The following is a 15,704-nucleotide window of genomic DNA, read 5'->3' on the forward strand; positions in this document are numbered from 1 at the left end:
ACCATTACCCTAGACCAATTCAGTTGTTGCGTCAACCAATGCGCTAGAATCGAGTCATGGCAGACGAAACGCAGTGGCTCTCCCCCGAGGAATCGGCGGCCTGGGTGCGCCTGATCGCCGTCGCCGAACTGCTGCCGGGGGCGCTCGACGCACAACTCCTGCGCGACGCCGGCCTCACCCACTTCGAGTACGTCGCGCTCATGGCGCTCGCCGATGAGCCGACCCGCACCCTCCGCATGACCGAACTCGCCTCCCGGACGAACGCGACCCTGCCGCGGCTCTCGCATGTCGCGCGTCGCCTCGAGGAGCGCGGGTTGATCCGCCGATTCCCCTGCCCTGAAGACCGACGCGCGACGAACGCGACGATCACCGAAGCGGGGCTCGACCTCATGGCCGACGCCGCGCCCGGGCACGTCGACACCGTGCGCACGAACGTGCTCGACGTGCTCACCCCCGGCCAGCTCGAGCAGCTCTACGTGATCGCGGGCGCGGTGCTGTCGAAGCTCGACCCCGACGAGAGGCTGAGCGCGACCTCCTGCCAGTACAGCGAGGGGCCGGTCGCACGCACGCTCGCGGAGTCCCCGCCCGCCTGAGCAGAGTCCGCGCTGCCTCACCTTCCATCGTCCATCGCCACGCCCTTTTGCCGGCAGACGGCAGTTCGACGGACGTTCCGAAGGGACGTGGAGCGGCAAAACATCGTCACGCCGCGCGGAGGGCGCGCGGGTGCGCGGGTGCGCGGGAGCGCGGGCGCGAAGCGCGCGGGTGCGCGGGGCAGCGCGCTGCCGACGGCAGCACTGCCGTGAGCAGCATCCGGCCCGCGCCGCGCCTCGGCCGCGCAGGCTGGGGTCATGAGCGAACAGACCCCGGCCATCCAGCCGATCGACGCCGAGCTCGCCGCCCGGCTCTTCCACGAACGCATCATCGTGCTCGGCGACGAGCTCGACCAGCAGGGCGGCAACCGCCTCTGCGCGCAACTGATCACCCTCGCGGCCGACGACCAGCGCCGGGACATCCGCTTCTGGATCAACTCGCCCGGCGGCTCGGTGTCGGCGATGCTCGCCATCGCCGACCTGATGCGGGCGATCCCGAACGACGTGTCGACGATCGCGTACGGGATCGCCGCGAGCGCGGGCCAGTTCCTGCTGAGCGCCGGCACGCCGGGCAAGCGCTTCGCCCTGCCGCATGCGCGCATCCTCATGCATCAGGGATCGGCCGGCATCGGCGGCACCGCGGTCGACGTCGAGCTGCAGGCCGACGACCTGCGGCACATGCGCGACACCGTGCTCGGCATCACCGCGGCGAACACCGGCCAGCCCCTCGAGCGCATCGCCGAGGACTCCCTCCGCGACCGCTGGTACACCGCCGTGGAGGCGGTCGACTACGGCTTCATCGACCGCGTCGTCGACGGCTTCGACGAGATGTTCCCGCGGGCCGTGCGCCCCCAGACCGGATTGCGAGTGCCCGCATGACGAGCTACACCATCCCCTACGTCGTCGAGAAGCGCGGCAACAGCGAGCGTTCGCTCGACGTCTACAGCCGGCTGCTCTCGGAGCGCATCGTCTACCTCGGCACCGAGATCGATGACGGCGTCGCGAACGTGCTCATCGCGCAGTTCCTCCACCTCGCCTCCGAATCGAGCGAGAGCCCGATCAGTCTCTACCTCAACTCCCCGGGCGGTTCGTCGGGCGCGGCGCTCGCGGTCTACGACACGATGCAGCACATCAGGCCGGATGTCGCGACCACATGCGTCGGCCAGGCGGCGGGGCCGGCCGCGGTGCTCCTCGCGGGCGGGGCGAAGGGCCGGCGGGCGATCCTGCCGCACGGGCGGGTCGTGCTGCACCAGCCCTCGACGCAGGGCCGGGGCTCCATCCCCGACCTCATCATCCACGCCGACGAGGTGGTGCGGGTGCGCGCCGAGCTCGAGGCGGCGCTCGCCGCCGACACCGGACACGACGCGGCGACGCTGCGCCGCGACACCGACCGCGACCGCATCCTGTCGGCTTCCGCCGCCGTCGAGTACGGGCTCGCCGATCACGTGCTGACGGCGCAGGTCGCGGTCGGCGCGGGTTCCTCCTACGCGGCGAGCAGGTAGGCGCTCCCGCGAGCAGGCGTGAACGACACCTCGCGTTCGAGGCGTTCGCGCCGCTCGGCCTCGCGCCGTTCGAGCTCGCGTCGGGCCCTGAGCGAGTCGGCGACCCGGTGCACGACCTCGACGAGCTCGAGCCCGAGCGCCTCGGTCACGGCGCCGAGCACCTCGCTCGAGGGCTCCTTGCGACCGCGCTCGATCTCGGAGAGGTACTGGGGCGAGACCCCCGCCGTCCCCGCCACCTCGGTGAGGATGCGCTCCTGGGCGAGACGCTCGCCGCGGAGCACCTCACCCAGCTCGTTGCGCCAGAGCGGCTTCGCAGTGCGGGGTGTTCGCGGGAACTCGACGACCTTGCCCATGCGCCGAGGCTAATCGCGCGCCTTCGCGGGCGACAGGGCGATCCGCTCACAGCAGAACGGCCCGAGCACACGAAACGGGCCCTGCCGATCACTCGGCAGGGCCCGCTCGCGTCGATTCAGGCGACTTCGTACGTGAGGCAGTCGGCGTCGTCCGTGCCGGCGCCGATCCGCACCGAGGCCGCGGTGCACTCGAGCTTCGAGTTGTGCACGCACTCGGAGCGCTGACACGCACCGACGTGCGTGATCACCTTGTCGAGGCCGCCCTTGCTGCCCAGCGGGATGAAGGTCGCGCACTCGGCGTCGCCGACCGAACCGGCGATCGTCACGGCGGCGGCGTGGCAATGCGAATGGTCGTTGTAGGAGCATCCGGACACCGAGCATTCGGCGACTGCGGGCAACTCGTCGAGCGTCATGCTCATGGTGACCTCCTCTGGCGGTTGCGGCTCCGTCGAGACGGCCGCTCGGTATCTGGATGCTAACCCCGCGCGGGGCGATCCCGCAGCATCACCGGGACGGAATTCCGCAGATCAGTGGGACTTTCTTCTGAGGATTGCCTTACCTTTCCGGCACCGATGCCGCGCAGCCGGAGCAGGATCAGGCCGGTGCGTTGTCGGGGTCGACCGTCTCGATCGTGTCCTCCTCGACGGCGTTGTCGGCCTCGACATCGTTCGCGTCCTCGCCGCGCTCCTGGCCGCCGTCCACCGGCTCGCCGTCGCGGTCCAGGCGCACCGTGTCGGACCGCTCGGAACCTCCTGCTGCCGATCCGCCGCGCGTCGCGTCGCTCATCGCGCCCTCCCTCGTCTCGATCCTTCGAGCGTGCGCGGGCGCGTGGCATCCGTCAACCGCTTGACAGCACGGCCGATGCGGCGCCCGCTCCTCAGTACTCGCGCACGTAGCTCTGGTGCGAGTGGACGACCTCGAACCCGAGCTCCGTGTACAGGCCCAGCGCCCCGGTCGGGCTCTCGGCGTCGACGTCGAGCGTCGCCTTCTCGAGCCCCTGCGGCACGGCACGGCTCGAGATGCCGACCGAGCAGGCGCCGGGCGATGCCCTGACCGCGCCGGGGCCGCACCACGCCGACGAGCTGCACGTACGAGGAGCTGAACCCCTGTCCCGCCCAGTCCTGCTCGTTGCGCAGCGCGAGCACGAAGCCGACCACCTCGTCACGACCGTCGCGTGGCGCGACGGCGACGAAGGACAGGCTCGAGGGTGAAGAAGTGGCGGCGCAGCAGGAGTCGTCCGATGCCGCAGCCGCGCGCCTCGGGGTGCTCGGGCACGACGGGCGCCGGTGCGTCGCCCACGCGGCTCGAGCGGGCGACACGTGGATCAGGCATCCTCGGATCCTGCCATGCACGGGCCGGGGCGGCGATCGTCCTCGGCCGGATGCTGGAGTTCGGGCCGCCGCACGGGCATGATGAAGCCACGGACACGGAGGTGGGCGATGTCGATGGAGACGATGTTGTGGTCGATCCTGGGGCTGATCGGCGCAGTGGGCGGGGTACTGCTCGTCGCCGCGCTCTGGTCGTTGATACGCCGCCCGCGAGGGCAGTGATGCGGCGGGAGCTCCTCGACCGGTTCAGCGGATCGCGTCGGCGATCGGCGTCGCGCCCGCGTTGAATCGGATCGTGCGGCCGATGGTCACTCGTTCGAGTCGCAATGCGACCCTCCCGTGCCGCCGATGAGTACGATGCGTGCCATGCGGAACTCCTTCGCGTCTCCTGCCCCACGCTGCCCGGACCGGTCGCCGGAGGACGGCCGGGCGCCGTGCCGGTGACCAGCGCGGGCATCCTGCTCTACCGGACGACGCCGGTGGATGCCGCGCCGACGGGCCCCCGGCTCGAGGTGTTCATCGCGCACATGGGCGGCCCGTACTGGGAGCGCCGGCACGAAGGGGCCTGGACGGTGCCGAAGGGCGAGTACCTCGCCGCCACCGAGCAACCGCTGCTCGCGGCGCGTCGCGAGTTCGGCGAGGAGATCGGCGTGGCGGCACCCGAGCTCGACTACGCCGACCTCGGCGAGTTCCGTTCGTCGACGGGCAAGCTCACCCGGGTCTTCGCGGCCGAGGCACCCGGGTTCGAGATCGGCCGAGTGGAGAGCAACGCCTTCGAACTCGAGTGGCCCCCGCGCTCGGGTCGCCTCCAGTCCTTTCCCGAGGTCGACGACGCACGCTGGATCGCGATCGACGAGGCGCGCACGCTCGTCGCGAAGGGTCAGCGGCAGGTGCTCGCCGCGCTCGAGGCCCGGCTCGCCGCGTCGAGCTGATCCCGCGCCGCTCAGCTCGGGCCGTGCCCCGCCAGAAGCTCTGCGCACCACGCGGGCACCACCGTGCTCGCCGGCCCGTGCCGCACCTCGTCGAAGAGGCCGGTGATCTCACTCGAGGCGAGATTCAGCTCCACGGTGCGCGCACCCCTCGCCCTCGCGGTCGAGACGAAGCCGGCCGCAGGGTGCACGGCGCCCGAGGTGCCGATCGCGGCGAACACCTCGCACGCGGCGAGCGCGGCCTCGATCTCGTCGAGTCCGTACGGCATCTCGCCGAACCAGACGACGTCGGGGCGGAGCATCCGCTCACCGCAGGCCGGGCACGGCGGGCGCTCGATGAGGTCGCCGGGCACCGGCGAGCGCCCGGCGCAGGCGGGGCATCTGGCGAGCGCGAGTTCTCCGTGCAGGTGCAGCACACGACTCGAGCCCGCCCGCTCGTGCAGCGGGTCGATGTTCTGCGTGACGACGAGGAGTTCGTCGCCGAGCTCGCGCTCGAGCCGGGCGAGCGCCTCGTGCGCGGGGTTCGGTTCGGCGAGTGCGACGGCGTGGCGGCGCGCGTCGTAGAAGCGCTGCACGGTGTCGGGATCGCGTTCGAACGCCTCGGGCGTCGCGACGTCCTCGACGCGATGCCCCTCCCACAGCCCGCCGGCGTCGCGGAACGTCGGCACCCCGCTCTCGGCTGAGATGCCGGCCCCGGTCAGCACGACGACCCGCATGCCTCCATGAGACCACGTCGCGGCTGTCGGAATCGCCCGCGATCTTGCAGGATGGCCGTATGGGGGGCGATTCGCTCATCGAGGAGGCGGCGGCGCTGTACGCGCGCCGGCCCGAGGAGTTCACCGCGGCCCGGAACGACCGCGGCCGAGAACTGCGGAGCGAAGATCGCGCGCTGGCCGACGTCGTCCTCGCGCTGCGTCGCCCCGCTCCGGCGGCGTGGCTCGTGAACCAGCTCGTGCGCCACCGTGGCGACGAGCTCGACGAACTGCTCGAACTCGGAGCCGAACTGCGCGCCGCGCAGGCCGAGCTCGACGCGCAGGCCCTGGCCCGGCTCGCCAAGCAGCGCCGCGCACTCGTCGCGGCGCTGGCGCGTGAGGCCGGCGCACTGGCCGAGGAGCTCGACTCGCCGGTGCGGCAGCCGGTGCTCGACGAGGTCGCGCAGACGCTCAACGCCGGCATGGTGGATGCCTCCGCAGCCGACGCGGTCCGCAGCGGACGGCTGATTCGGAGTCTCGAGGCCGTCGGCCTCGAGGTCGACCTCGACGGCGCGGTCGCGGGCGGCACTGCGGGCGAAGGCGGCGCCGCCCTACCGACCCGCTCCGCCCCGCGGAAGACGCGCCGGAGCGGCGACGGTGCGGCCGAGGACCGAGCGGCCGAGCGCGAGCGCGAAGAACGCGAACTCGCCGAGCGCGAACGCGCGGACCGCGAACGCGCGGACCGCGAACGCGCGGCCGACAGTGCCGAGGAGCGCGCCGCCGAAGCATCCGCTGCCCTCGACGCCCTCGAACGCGAGCTCGCCGCGCTGAACGACCGGATCGCCGAAGACACCGCACGACGCGACGAGATCGACGCCGAACTGCGCGAGGTCGAGGAGCGGCTCGGCGAGCACGGCCGGGAGGAGCGGCGGCTCGGGCGCGAGCGCGACCGTGCGGCCAGGGCGGCGGAGTCGGCGCGTGACGAGGCGGCCGCGGCGCGCCGGGTGCTCGACTAGCCTGTCGGCATGCGCGACACCTCCGACGACGCCCCCGCACTCAGCCCCGAGACCGTCGCCGTGGTGGCGGGCCGGCCGCCGCACGCACCCGATGCGCCGGTGAACGTGCCCGTCCACCTCACGTCGACCTACGTGGCGGGCGGCGACCTCGCGTACGGACGGTACGGCAATCCGAGCTGGACGGCGTTCGAGGACGTGCTCGGTGCGCTCGAGGGCGGCCGCTGCGTGAGCTTCGCCTCGGGCATGGCCGCGATCTCGGCGGTGCTCGACCTCGTCGCGCCCGGCGGGCTCGTCGTCGCGCCGCGGCACTCGTACACCGGCACGGTGGCCGCGCTCGAGGAACGCGCGGCCCAGGGACGGATCCGCGTCCGATTCGTCGACATCGCCGACACGGCCGCCGTCGTCGCCGCCTGCGCCGGAGCCGCGATGGTGTGGTTCGAGACGCCGACGAACCCCGCCCTCGAGCTCGCCGACATCGCGGTCATCTCGGCCGCCGCGCACGAGCACGACGCGCTCGTCGCCGTGGACAACACCTTCGCGACTCCCCTGCTGCAGCGCCCGCTCGCGCTCGGCGCCGACCTCGTCGTGCACTCGGCGACGAAGTACCTCTCGGGGCACAGCGACGTGCTGATGGGTGCCGCGATCGCCGCGAGCGAGGAGCACGCCGCCGAGCTCGTGCAGCGGCGGAGCCTCGCGGGTGCGATCCCGGCGCCGCTCGAGGCGTTCCTCGCGCTGCGCGGGATGCGCACCCTGGCCGTGCGGCTCGACCGGGCGCAGGCCAACGCGCAGGAGCTCGTTCGCCGCCTCGACGTCCACCCCGCGCTCGAGGAGGTGCGCTACCCCGGCTTCGGCGCGATCGTGTCGATCGTCGTGCGGGGCGGCGCCGCGCCGGCGGAGGCTCTCGCCGAGCGAACGCGGCTCTGGGTGCATGCGACGAGCCTCGGCGGGGTCGAGTCGACCCTCGAGCGGCGTCGGCGCTGGCCGGCCGAGCAACCGACGATCCCCGAGGGCCTTGTGCGGCTGTCGGTCGGGATCGAGCAGGTCGACGACCTGTGGCACGACCTCGGATCGGCCCTCGACTCGCTCGTCTGAACGCAGTCAGCCCCCTCGCGCCAGCAGCCAGTCCATGGCGTCCGGCACGGTGTCGAGCACCGAGATGTGTCCGTCATCGAGGCGCATCCAGAGAGCGGCGTCGGGCAGGTGTGCGAGCATCCAGGCCGCGTGCCGCCGCGGCACCACCCGGTCGCCCTCGCCCTGCACGAGCAGCACCGGGGAGGCGACCTCGGCGAGTTCGAATCCCCATGGGCTCGCGAAGGCGACGTCGTCGTCGATGAGTCCGTCGGGGCCGAGTTCGGCAGCGCGGCCGGCATCGGCGCCGAGCGCCGTCCAACGTCCCGCGAGTGCCGCGAAGTCGACGGGAAGAAACTGCTCGGGGTCGAACTCGTCGTGCTCGGCGAAGCGGGCGCGTGCCGCACGCCCCCGCCGCGCAGCACGCAGCGCATGGGGCGCATGCATGCCGTCGAACCAGTCGTACGCCTCGGTGAAGGGGGCGATTCCGGCGAGCACCACGGCGCCGACCACCCGATCGGGGTGTCGCGCGGCGCTGGCGAGCGCGTGCGGACCGCCGCCCGACGCCCCCATCGAGGCGATGCGCCCGACGCCGAACGCGTCGGCGACGGCGACGGCATCGTCGCCCGCAGAGGCGACATCGCGCCCGGGGTTCGGCGATGAGCCGCCGTAGCCCGGGCGGCCGTAGGAGATGAGCCGGATGCCCCGTGCCGCCGCCGCGGCGACGACGGGATCGAGCGGCGCACCGGTCTGCGGCGAGCCGTGGTGCCAGACGAGCGTGAGCGACGCCGAGGCATCCGCGCCCGAGTCGTGGGCGCGCAGCACGCGACCGTCGGCGAGTCTCACATCGCGCGTGGTGAACATGCGTGCCTCTCGGTCGAGCCGGCCTGCGACCGGCTCTGCCAGCCTAGGCTTGGCGGGTGATCGACGGGTTCCTCAAGGGCGTACGGATGCTCCTGCGCGGCTTCGCATTCTGGGCGAAGCGCCCACAGGTGATGCTGCTCGGGCTCATCCCGGCCGCGATCGTGTTCGTGCTCGTCGTCGCCGCCCTCATCGGGCTCGGCCTCGGGCTGCCCTCGGTCACCGACTGGCTGACGCCGTTCGCCGACGACTGGGCCGAGCCGTGGCCCGGCATCGTGCGGGGCGCGCTCGGCGCGGTGATCCTCGCCGCGGCGGTCGTGCTCGCTGCGGTGACCTTCACCGCCGTGACACTCGCGGTCGGCGACCCGTTCTACGAGGCGATCTGGAGCGCCGTCGAGACCGAGCTCGGCGGCGAGGTCCCCGAGCACGGCCCCGGGTTCTGGCGCGCGGTCGGCGATTCGCTCGGGCTGATCGGCATGGGCGCGGTGATCGCGATCGGGGTCGGGCTGGTGGGGCTCGTCCCGCTCGTCGGCGCTGTGGTCGGGCCGGTGCTCGGCGTCGTGCTGTCGGGGCGGCTGCTCGCGGGCGAGCTCGGTTCGCGGGCGTTCGCGGCCCGCGGCCTTCACGGTGAGTCACGTCGGCGGATGCTCCGCGGCCGGCGCTCCGAGCTGTTCGGCTTCGGGGCGGCGACGCAGCTGTGCTTCATGGTGCCGCTCGGCGCTGTGATCGCGATGCCGGCAGCGGTGGCGGGTTCGACGATGCTCGCCCGCGCGGCCATCGATGCCGCCGCTGCTGCTGCTGCTGCTGCTGCTGCTGCTGGAGGAGAATAGGCTCCTTCCCCAGCTGTGAGCGCCGCTCAGCGCAATTCTCCTGCCGAAACAGAAACAGAAGCCGGGTCAGGGGAAGCTGGTCAGGGCGCGCGACCCTCGAACAGCAGAATGGGCACGGGCCCGAACGGCAGCGATCTCGCGCGCACGCGCCGCACCTCGCCGCCCGCGAACCCCGCCGCGAGGAGGGCCGACTCGGTCTCGCGATCCCAGTGGCATCCGTGGCACCACCGTTTCGACAGGGGGGTCGCGACCCGCTGCACCGCGCGCTTCAGCGTGCCGCGGGGTGCGGCGACGTGGTCGACGAAGACGACCCGGCCGCCGGGCACGAGCACGCGTCGCACCTCGGCGAGCGCGGCCGCCTGGTCGGTGACCGAGCAGAGCACGAACGTGCCGACGACGGCATCGACGGACCGGTCGGGCAGCGGGATCCGCTCGGCGACCGCGTCGAGCGGCTCTGCCGGGTGCCCCCATTCGCGCCCGCGGGTGGCGAGCTCGGCACGGCGCTTCGCGTCGGGTTCGAGGCCGATCCACTCGACCCCGAGCTCGAAGGCGCCGAAGTTCTCGCCCTCGCCTGCGCCGATCTCGAGCACCCGGCCGCGCACGCGCCCGAGCATCTCGCGGCCGAGCTCGTCGACCGCGTCCTGGCTGATCAGTTCGCCGGGTGCCACCACGGCACGCTATCGCGGCCGGCCGCTCGTGTCACGCGGTCGCGTTGACTCGACTCATACCTCCGCGTGTCCGCCCGCCCGCCCGGCCGCCCGCCCGCCCGGCGGCGCGGCAGCGGGCAGCAGCACGGCCGTGCGGACCCGGGCGGACGCGTCGGTGTCGACCGGCCTGCGCCCCACCGCCACGGCGCTCGGTGGCCCGAAGGTCAGCCGAGCCCGACGCGATCGGGCACGGCGGCCGCGACGGACGGCAGCCACGCATCGACGTCGGGCCAGGCCCGCGCCGCGGGCAGCCGGCGCAGCAACTGCGCCAGCGAGGCGTCGGCCGCGGGCCACGGGATGACCCGGCTCGGCGACGCACTCGCGAGCACGCCGAGCCACCAGTGCTTCCACGTGATCGGCAGCGTCTCGGGGTGGATCACGACGTAGTAGTCGGGAACATTGAGGTCGTGACGACCGGCGGCCGCGCGCGCACGGGCGATCTCGAGTTCGAGTACGCCGTAGCTCGCGAGGTCGTCGAAGAACTCGACCCACGCGGCCGCGACGTGCGCGAGCGGATCGTGATCGTGCACCAGATACGGCGCCCCCGCAGCGGCCGACCAACGTGCGACGTCGGCGTCGCTCGCGTCGGGGAGCGTCGCAGCGCGCACGTTCGCGAAGCCTTCGAGCGCATGGATGGCCTGCGCCGTCTCATCCCCGACGACGACCAGTGTGGTGCTGGCCGGAGCCTCCATTTCCGCAGTCTACGCCGCGGAGGGGGCGAGGGTTCAGCGGGCGCGCCAGTACCCGCAGAAGGTGACGTTGCGCTTCGGAACACCGCGCTCGTTGACGAGGAATCGGCGTGCGCCCGTCGCGAGTCTCGACTCCCCCGCAGCGAACGCGTACACCGAACCGTCGGCGAGGGGCAGCCCTCGAAGATGATCGAGGGCGGCCTGCCCGGCAGGCTGCTCGGGTCGGCGAACGAGCCAGTGCACGTCGACGCCGTCGGGGGCGTCGACGTGCTGCCGGTCGGCGAGGTCGGGCAGTTCGATGATCGCCTGACCTCGCGCATCGCGCGGGAGGTCGCGGAGGATGCCGAGCACCGCGGGCATCGCGCTCTCGTCGCCGACGAGCAGGGTCTGGTCTGCGTCGACCGGCTGGTAGCCGCAGCCCTGGTCGATGAGGGCGACGGATGCCCCGACCGGGAGGCCGCTCGCCCAGGGGCCCGCGACGCCGTCGTCACCGTGCACGACGAAGTCGATGTCGAGCTCTCTCGCCTCGGGGCGGAACTCCCGCACCGTGTAGTTGCGGATGACCGGACGGGTCGCCTTCGGCAGCGTCAGGTACCGGAGATAGCCGGCCATGTCGTAGGTGGCGGCGAGATTGTCGAACCGCGTGTCGCCGGCGGTGGGCACCGCCAGCCGGAACCACTGGTCGAACCCGAGATGGCGCCATCCGGCGAGCCCGTCGCCCGCGACCGTGAGCCGGACGAAATGCGGCGAGATGCGCATCGCCTCGATGACGTCGGCCTCGACGACGCCGCTCGGCGCGTGAGTGACCTCGATGTTGCTGACTGCCACTGGGGCCCTCCCTGAATTAGGTAACCCTTACCTTACATCGCGCCTACCGACCGCGCATGCCGGGTGATGTTCGCGGACGTTCTGCATCATGATTCCCACGAAACACGGTCCCTCTGGTTGAGTAGATGAATCGTGTGCCCGCACGAGCCGACCGCACGGTCGGCGGCACCCCGAAGCGAAAGAACCCGCGCGTGAACATTTTCCGATTCCGACGCCTCCTGCGCACGAGCACGACGGCCCTCGTCGTCGGCGGACTCGCCGCGATCGGCGCCGTCGCCCTCGCGACCGCCCCCGCGACCCCAGCCAGTGCCGCCGAGCCGGCACCGATCTGCCCTCCCGACGGCGGCATGCCGCCGATCGACAACCTGCCGAGCTACACCGACGCGAACGTCGCCGTGTACGCCGGCGGCGACTACCTCGCCACAGGTGCGGCCGCCGAGAGCGAAGGCCTGCTGCTCGTGCGCGGCAGCGCGACGTTCGACAAGGCCGAGGGCGGCATCTTCAACGTCGGCGCCGTCGGCGTCGGCTCGGGCATCACGCCCCCCGGCGGCGACACGATGCTCGCGGTCGGTGGCGAGCTCGACGTGGTCGACCCGACCCGCATCGACGTCGGACACAACGTCGACGGCGGCGGTGCGGTGCACGTGGGCGGTGCGGGCAGCCCAGCCGGCGGCGGAGCCGGCCAGGTCGAGACCAACGGTGCCGAATACCTGACGGGGCTCGGCCAGGCCACCGCGATGGCACCGTACGCCGACTTCCAGGACGTCATCGTCGAGGCCTCCTCGGTGCTCGCCGCGACGCCGTCGAACGGCGCCACGCAGGTGTCGGGCAACCGGGTGACGTTCACCGGCGGCGACACCGGCATGCAGGTCTTCGCGATCGACGCCGCAACCCTCGGCCCCGTCTTCGAAGTGTTCTTCGAGAACATCCCCGAGAACGCACCCATTCTCGTGAACGTGACGGGCGGCCCGCTCACCTTTGCGCCCGGCTACTTCGACCTGAACGGCGAACGCGTCGACGACTTCGCATCGCCGAACTACGGCAATGCCGCCTCGCAGATCATGTGGAACATCGCCGACGCGACCGCGCTCTCGCTCACCGGGGCAAGCCAGATCATGGGCTCGTTCCTCGCACCGGCGGCCGACGCCACGATCACCGCGTCGACGAACGGCCGCGTGCACATCGGCGGCAACCTCACCACGAGCGGTGTCGGCAACGAACAGCACAACTACCCGTGGATCGGCGGCGGCCCCTTCGACTGCGGCTCCGCGAGCTTCGATGCGGTGAAGGTCATCACCGGCTCGGGCGCGAGCGCTGTGCCCGATGACGCCGTCTTCACGCTGCAGTACTCCTACGAACTCGAGGGCGAGACCGTGACCGGCGAGCTGTTGCTTCCCGCCGACGGCACCGCGGTCGACGGCCCCGAACTCCCCGAGGACACCGTCGTGACCTTCACCGAGATCGATCTGCCGGAAGTCGACGGCATCGAATGGGGCCAGCCCGTGATCGATCCCTCCGAGATCACGATCGGCGACGACGTCGTGACCCGTATCACCGTCACGAACACGGCCGACGCCATCATCAACGCCGTCGGCGGCTTCTCGGCCTCGAAGCGGGTCGAGGGCGACGCGGCCGACCAGGTGCCGACCGACACCGTGTTCGCACTCGCGTACTCGTACGAACTCGATGGCGAGCAGGTCGGGGGCGAACTCTCGCTGCCCGTCGACGGCACCGTCGTCGACGGCCCGCAAGACCTGCCGACCGGCACGGTCGTCAGTTTCGAGGAGGTCGAGCTGCCCGCGATCGACGGCATCGAGTGGGGCACGCCCGAACTCAGCGCGTCGACCGTCACGATCGCCGCCGGCACGAACGTCGAGGTGACGGTGACGAACACCGCCACGCCGGTGACGCCCGCGCCGACGCCGATTCCGACGCCTGAGCCCGACGACGCCGACGCCGACCTCGCCGAGACCGGTTTCTCGCCCCTCGTGCCGATGACCGCCGCCGCGCTCGCCCTACTCGTCGGCGCAGCGCTGTTCGTCGTCGCACGTCGCCGCAAGGCCTGAGCGGCGGGGCTCCGGCCCTGACCGAACGAGGATGCCTCGCGTCGCACGTCGCCGCGAGGCATCCTCGTTCTCTGGATGATTCGGTCAGACGCCGATCAGCGGCGCGGCGGTGTGCCCGGCAGCGAGCATGGCTCGGGTGCCTCGCCTGCAGCGGTGAGCCCGGCTACGCCTCCGCCATGAGTGCGCGCACCGCCCGCTCGATGAGGGGACGTGCGTCGAGCGCCGGGTCGACGGTGAGCCGGTGCAGGACCAACCCGTCACCGAGTGCCATGACGGTCTTCGTCGCGGTCGCGGGGTGGGGCATGCCGATGCCGACCAGGAACGCCTCCGTCCAGCGTTCGAACTCGAGGCGCTGCCGGCGCAACGGCGCGCCGAGCTCGGGGTCGCTGCCGAGCTCGAGCCAGAGCGAGTAGCGGGCCCGAGTTCTCGCCGACAGCGGGCCCGTCTGAAGGGCGAAGATCCGGCAAAGACCCTCGACGAATTCGCCGGGAGTGCTCGGCGCGGGCGCCCCTGACGAGTCGAAGTCGGCGCGCTCCTGCTCGGCGAGGTGGTCGACGCACCCGGCGAGGAGAGCCCTGCGGGTGCGGAACCAGTTCGAGGTGCTGCCGTTGGGGAGACCCGCGGCCGCGTCGACCCGGGCATGGGTGAGTGCGCGCACCCCCTCGGTACCGAGCAGCTCGATTGCCGCATCGAGCGCACGATCTCGGGTCGTGGGCATGTACACCTCGCTCGTCCGGGTCTACTATGAACATAGTCCTACTACGAACGTAGTATCGCCGCGACGAAGGAGTCGTCATGGATACCCCTGCACTCCACACGGTCGATGCCCAAGCTTCCGCATGGTCGCCGCCGTTGCCCGACGCCCCGGGTTTCGAGCACCTGATGGTCGAGACGCCCGGGCTCCGCACGCACGTGGCCGTCCTCGGCGGGGGCGCACCGATCGTGCTGCTGCACGGCTTCCCGCAGCATTGGTGGCAGTGGCACACGATCGCGCCGCGACTCGCCGAGCACGGCTACCGAGCGATCTGCCCCGACCTGCGCGGCGCGGGATGGACCGAGGCCGATGACCCGCGCATCCGCCGCGATACCCGGCTGCACGACCTCACTGCCCTGCTCGGCGTGCTCGGGATCGATCGACTCCACCTGCTCTGCCACGACATGGGGGCGATCACCGGGGGCCAGTTCGCCTACTCACAGCCCGAACGCGTCGAGTCGATGGTCATGCTCTCGGTACCGCCGATGTTCATGTCGTTCAGCCCGAAGCTGCTGAGCGGGCTCAGCCACCTACCGCCGCTCAGCCTGCACCGACGAGGCCGCTCGCTCGCCTGGCTCTTCACCGATGAGTACGCCGCGCAGGGCTTCGCGGTCGAGACGGTGGAGTCGTATCTCGCTCCGATGCAGCGAGCCGAGATCGACGGGGCGGTCGGCAGGCTGTACCGCGGCATGATCCTGCCCGAGGCCGGCCGACTCGTGAGCGGCACCTACAAGACGCAGCGACTGCATCCCCCGACGCTGATCGTGTTCGGGCGACGTGACGAGCCCTTCACCGAGGAGCTCGTCCGGCACATCTCGGGCGATCCGGCGCAGTTCGCCGACCACGTCGAGTTCGCCTTCGTCGACGACGCCGCGCACTTCATCACCGATGACGCCCCCGACGCGGTCGCCGAGCTCGTGCTCGACTGGTTCGATCGCACCGCCTGACGGCTACATCGCGCGGGTGCCGTCGCTCATGACCGGCGAGATGATGCCGAACACGTTGCCGTCGGGGTCGATCAGCGAGGCGGTACGACCGACGCCCTCGGTATCGTCGAGCGGCACCGCCTCGGTCGCGCCCAGTTCGACTGCGCGGGCGAAGACGGCGTCGGCGTCGTCGACGCCGACCACGATGTTGCACCCGTTGACCGGTGCTCCGGGGGCCGGCGGCTCGCCCTGGCGTTGCGTGAGCCCGCCGTTGATGCCGAGCCCGGGCGACGCATCGGTGTTGCCGATCGAGCCCTCGCCGGTCTGGATCATCCAGTACGGATAGTCGCCGAACTGGGTGAACTGCCAGCCGAGGAGTTCGCTGTAGAAGTCGACGAGCCGCTGGGGCTCGCTCGCATGGATCTCGAAATGCACGACCAGGTTCGCCATCGTCTGCTCCGTCTCATCGGTGCCCCGAGCGCATCGGCGCGCCCGTCCACCCGCGACACGCTACGCCGCACCCCCGACATCCTCCACCCTCATCTCCGGCGCGATGCGGGAGAGC

21 protein-coding genes and 1 pseudogene are annotated in these 15,704 nt (G+C 71.9%); 9 read left to right on the forward strand and 13 right to left on the reverse strand.

From position 1 onward, the window contains the following. Positions 1 to 56 precede the first annotated feature (56 nt). The 3 genes from H516_RS0113935 (at position 57) to H516_RS0113945 (ending at position 2,092) form a co-directional block, all read left to right on the forward strand. The gene (locus tag H516_RS0113935) at positions 57 to 593 is read left to right on the forward strand and encodes a MarR family winged helix-turn-helix transcriptional regulator (protein ID WP_022890324.1); all 537 of its coding nucleotides are present in this window, start codon (positions 57 to 59) and stop codon (positions 591 to 593) included. 255 nt (positions 594 to 848) lie between these two features. Next, positions 849 to 1,469 carry a ClpP family protease gene (locus H516_RS0113940; protein WP_022890325.1) on the forward strand — a complete coding sequence of 207 codons (621 nt, stop codon included), beginning with the start codon at positions 849 to 851 and terminating at the stop codon, positions 1,467 to 1,469. Then, positions 1,466 to 2,092 carry a ClpP family protease gene (locus tag H516_RS0113945; RefSeq protein WP_022890326.1) on the forward strand — a complete coding sequence of 209 codons (627 nt, stop codon included), beginning with the start codon at positions 1,466 to 1,468 and terminating at the stop codon, positions 2,090 to 2,092. The genes H516_RS0113940 and H516_RS0113945 overlap by 4 nt, the downstream gene beginning before the upstream one ends. On the opposite strand, the gene H516_RS0113950 is transcribed toward H516_RS0113945, so the two are convergent. From H516_RS0113950 to H516_RS22240, 6 genes and pseudogenes are all read right to left on the reverse strand, one after another. Next, complete coding sequence (locus H516_RS0113950) at positions 2,074 to 2,445, reverse strand: helix-turn-helix domain-containing protein (protein ID WP_022890327.1); 372 nt, start codon at positions 2,443 to 2,445, stop codon at positions 2,074 to 2,076. The two genes, H516_RS0113945 and H516_RS0113950, sit on opposite strands and share 19 nt — an antisense overlap. A 116-nt stretch (positions 2,446 to 2,561) precedes the next feature. Beyond that, positions 2,562 to 2,864, reverse strand: a complete 303-nt coding sequence (locus H516_RS0113955; protein ID WP_022890328.1) for a DUF1540 domain-containing protein — start codon at positions 2,862 to 2,864, stop codon at positions 2,562 to 2,564. Positions 2,865 to 3,039: 175 nt separating this feature from the next. Continuing rightward, on the reverse strand, positions 3,040 to 3,231 hold the full coding sequence (locus tag H516_RS20235; protein WP_022890329.1) for a hypothetical protein: 192 nt from the start codon (positions 3,229 to 3,231) through the stop codon (positions 3,040 to 3,042). A gap of 91 nt (positions 3,232 to 3,322) precedes the next feature. Beyond that, positions 3,323 to 3,451 carry an N-acetyltransferase gene (locus H516_RS22840; protein ID WP_022890330.1) on the reverse strand — a complete coding sequence of 43 codons (129 nt, stop codon included), beginning with the start codon at positions 3,449 to 3,451 and terminating at the stop codon, positions 3,323 to 3,325. Between the two features lie 43 nt (positions 3,452 to 3,494). Next, a pseudogene (locus tag H516_RS22940) lies at positions 3,495 to 3,602 on the reverse strand (GNAT family N-acetyltransferase); the annotation flags it as partial. A gap of 4 nt (positions 3,603 to 3,606) precedes the next feature. After that, entirely contained in the window at positions 3,607 to 3,777 is a 171-nt protein-coding gene (locus H516_RS22240; RefSeq protein WP_157432271.1) for a GNAT family N-acetyltransferase, read from the reverse strand. A gap of 430 nt (positions 3,778 to 4,207) precedes the next feature. Here H516_RS22240 and H516_RS0113985 point away from each other — a divergent pair, with 430 nt between their 5' ends. After that, the gene (locus H516_RS0113985) at positions 4,208 to 4,705 is read left to right on the forward strand and encodes an NUDIX hydrolase (protein WP_026378802.1); all 498 of its coding nucleotides are present in this window, start codon (positions 4,208 to 4,210) and stop codon (positions 4,703 to 4,705) included. A gap of 11 nt (positions 4,706 to 4,716) precedes the next feature. Here H516_RS0113985 and H516_RS0113990 read toward each other — a convergent pair whose 3' ends face one another. Continuing rightward, a complete protein-coding gene (locus H516_RS0113990) occupies positions 4,717 to 5,418 on the reverse strand; it encodes an NAD-dependent deacylase (protein ID WP_022890334.1) in 702 nt (233 codons plus the stop codon). A gap of 59 nt (positions 5,419 to 5,477) precedes the next feature. Between H516_RS0113990 and H516_RS20240 the strand changes: the two genes are divergently transcribed. Both H516_RS20240 and H516_RS0114000 read left to right on the forward strand, forming a co-directional pair. Beyond that, positions 5,478 to 6,410, forward strand: coding sequence for a hypothetical protein (locus H516_RS20240; protein WP_022890335.1), 933 nt, complete (start codon positions 5,478 to 5,480; stop codon positions 6,408 to 6,410). 9 nt (positions 6,411 to 6,419) lie between these two features. Next, a complete protein-coding gene (locus H516_RS0114000) occupies positions 6,420 to 7,502 on the forward strand; it encodes a trans-sulfuration enzyme family protein (protein ID WP_022890336.1) in 1,083 nt (360 codons plus the stop codon). A 6-nt stretch (positions 7,503 to 7,508) separates the two neighbouring features. Here H516_RS0114000 and H516_RS0114005 read toward each other — a convergent pair whose 3' ends face one another. Further along, complete coding sequence (locus tag H516_RS0114005; RefSeq protein ID WP_022890337.1) at positions 7,509 to 8,342, reverse strand: alpha/beta fold hydrolase; 834 nt, start codon at positions 8,340 to 8,342, stop codon at positions 7,509 to 7,511. Between the two features lie 56 nt (positions 8,343 to 8,398). On the opposite strand from H516_RS0114005, the gene H516_RS20245 reads away from it, so the two are divergent. Further along, a complete protein-coding gene (locus tag H516_RS20245; protein ID WP_022890338.1) occupies positions 8,399 to 9,169 on the forward strand; it encodes an EI24 domain-containing protein in 771 nt (256 codons plus the stop codon). Between the two features lie 80 nt (positions 9,170 to 9,249). Here the strand turns inward: H516_RS20245 and H516_RS20250 are convergent, their stop codons facing one another. The 3 genes from H516_RS20250 to H516_RS0114025 form a co-directional block, all read right to left on the reverse strand. Beyond that, positions 9,250 to 9,837: a class I SAM-dependent methyltransferase gene (locus tag H516_RS20250; protein ID WP_022890339.1), complete on the reverse strand. Its 588-nt coding sequence runs from the start codon at positions 9,835 to 9,837 to the stop codon at positions 9,250 to 9,252. A 203-nt stretch (positions 9,838 to 10,040) separates the two neighbouring features. Then, the gene (locus H516_RS0114020) at positions 10,041 to 10,568 is read right to left on the reverse strand and encodes a hypothetical protein (protein WP_026378803.1); all 528 of its coding nucleotides are present in this window, start codon (positions 10,566 to 10,568) and stop codon (positions 10,041 to 10,043) included. 33 nt (positions 10,569 to 10,601) lie between these two features. Beyond that, positions 10,602 to 11,393 (reverse strand): siderophore-interacting protein, encoded by a 792-nt coding sequence (locus H516_RS0114025; RefSeq protein ID WP_022890340.1) that lies wholly within the window; start codon positions 11,391 to 11,393, stop codon positions 10,602 to 10,604. A 191-nt stretch (positions 11,394 to 11,584) separates the two neighbouring features. Here H516_RS0114025 and H516_RS21415 point away from each other — a divergent pair, with 191 nt between their 5' ends. Then, complete coding sequence (locus H516_RS21415) at positions 11,585 to 13,459, forward strand: choice-of-anchor A family protein (RefSeq protein ID WP_169513527.1); 1,875 nt, start codon at positions 11,585 to 11,587, stop codon at positions 13,457 to 13,459. 163 nt (positions 13,460 to 13,622) lie between these two features. Here the strand turns inward: H516_RS21415 and H516_RS0114035 are convergent, their stop codons facing one another. Next, positions 13,623 to 14,177: a TetR/AcrR family transcriptional regulator gene (locus tag H516_RS0114035; RefSeq protein WP_022890342.1), complete on the reverse strand. Its 555-nt coding sequence runs from the start codon at positions 14,175 to 14,177 to the stop codon at positions 13,623 to 13,625. Between the two features lie 77 nt (positions 14,178 to 14,254). Here H516_RS0114035 and H516_RS0114040 point away from each other — a divergent pair, with 77 nt between their 5' ends. Then, on the forward strand, positions 14,255 to 15,160 hold the full coding sequence (locus tag H516_RS0114040; RefSeq protein ID WP_022890343.1) for an alpha/beta fold hydrolase: 906 nt from the start codon (positions 14,255 to 14,257) through the stop codon (positions 15,158 to 15,160). Positions 15,161 to 15,163: 3 nt separating this feature from the next. On the opposite strand, the gene H516_RS0114045 is transcribed toward H516_RS0114040, so the two are convergent. After that, the gene (locus tag H516_RS0114045; RefSeq protein WP_022890344.1) at positions 15,164 to 15,589 is read right to left on the reverse strand and encodes a VOC family protein; all 426 of its coding nucleotides are present in this window, start codon (positions 15,587 to 15,589) and stop codon (positions 15,164 to 15,166) included. Between the last annotated feature and the right edge of the window lie 115 nt (positions 15,590 to 15,704).

It is taken from the genome of Agromyces italicus DSM 16388 (assembly GCF_000421545.1).
GTDB lineage: Bacteria > Actinomycetota > Actinomycetes > Actinomycetales > Microbacteriaceae > Agromyces > Agromyces italicus.

Excerpts from the sequence above, each read along its gene's own strand:
- H516_RS0114020 (WP_026378803.1), bottom strand. The coding sequence starts at position 10,568 with ATGGAGGCTCCGGCCAGCACCACACTGGTCGTCGTCGGGGATGAGACG.
- H516_RS0113940 (WP_022890325.1), top strand. The coding sequence starts at position 849 with ATGAGCGAACAGACCCCGGCCATCCAGCCGATCGACGCCGAGCTCGCC.
- H516_RS0113955 (WP_022890328.1), bottom strand. The coding sequence starts at position 2,864 with ATGAGCATGACGCTCGACGAGTTGCCCGCAGTCGCCGAATGCTCGGTG.
- H516_RS0114045 (WP_022890344.1), bottom strand. The coding sequence starts at position 15,589 with ATGGCGAACCTGGTCGTGCATTTCGAGATCCATGCGAGCGAGCCCCAG.
- H516_RS0114035 (WP_022890342.1), bottom strand. The coding sequence starts at position 14,177 with ATGCCCACGACCCGAGATCGTGCGCTCGATGCGGCAATCGAGCTGCTC.
- H516_RS0114000 (WP_022890336.1), top strand. The coding sequence starts at position 6,420 with ATGCGCGACACCTCCGACGACGCCCCCGCACTCAGCCCCGAGACCGTC.
- H516_RS0113935 (WP_022890324.1), top strand. The coding sequence starts at position 57 with ATGGCAGACGAAACGCAGTGGCTCTCCCCCGAGGAATCGGCGGCCTGG.
- H516_RS22240 (WP_157432271.1), bottom strand. The coding sequence starts at position 3,777 with ATGCCTGATCCACGTGTCGCCCGCTCGAGCCGCGTGGGCGACGCACCG.
- H516_RS0114005 (WP_022890337.1), bottom strand. The coding sequence starts at position 8,342 with ATGTTCACCACGCGCGATGTGAGACTCGCCGACGGTCGCGTGCTGCGC.
- H516_RS0114040 (WP_022890343.1), top strand. The coding sequence starts at position 14,255 with ATGGATACCCCTGCACTCCACACGGTCGATGCCCAAGCTTCCGCATGG.
- H516_RS20240 (WP_022890335.1), top strand. The coding sequence starts at position 5,478 with ATGGGGGGCGATTCGCTCATCGAGGAGGCGGCGGCGCTGTACGCGCGC.
- H516_RS0113990 (WP_022890334.1), bottom strand. The coding sequence starts at position 5,418 with ATGCGGGTCGTCGTGCTGACCGGGGCCGGCATCTCAGCCGAGAGCGGG.
- H516_RS0113950 (WP_022890327.1), bottom strand. The coding sequence starts at position 2,445 with ATGGGCAAGGTCGTCGAGTTCCCGCGAACACCCCGCACTGCGAAGCCG.
- H516_RS0113945 (WP_022890326.1), top strand. The coding sequence starts at position 1,466 with ATGACGAGCTACACCATCCCCTACGTCGTCGAGAAGCGCGGCAACAGC.
- H516_RS20235 (WP_022890329.1), bottom strand. The coding sequence starts at position 3,231 with ATGAGCGACGCGACGCGCGGCGGATCGGCAGCAGGAGGTTCCGAGCGG.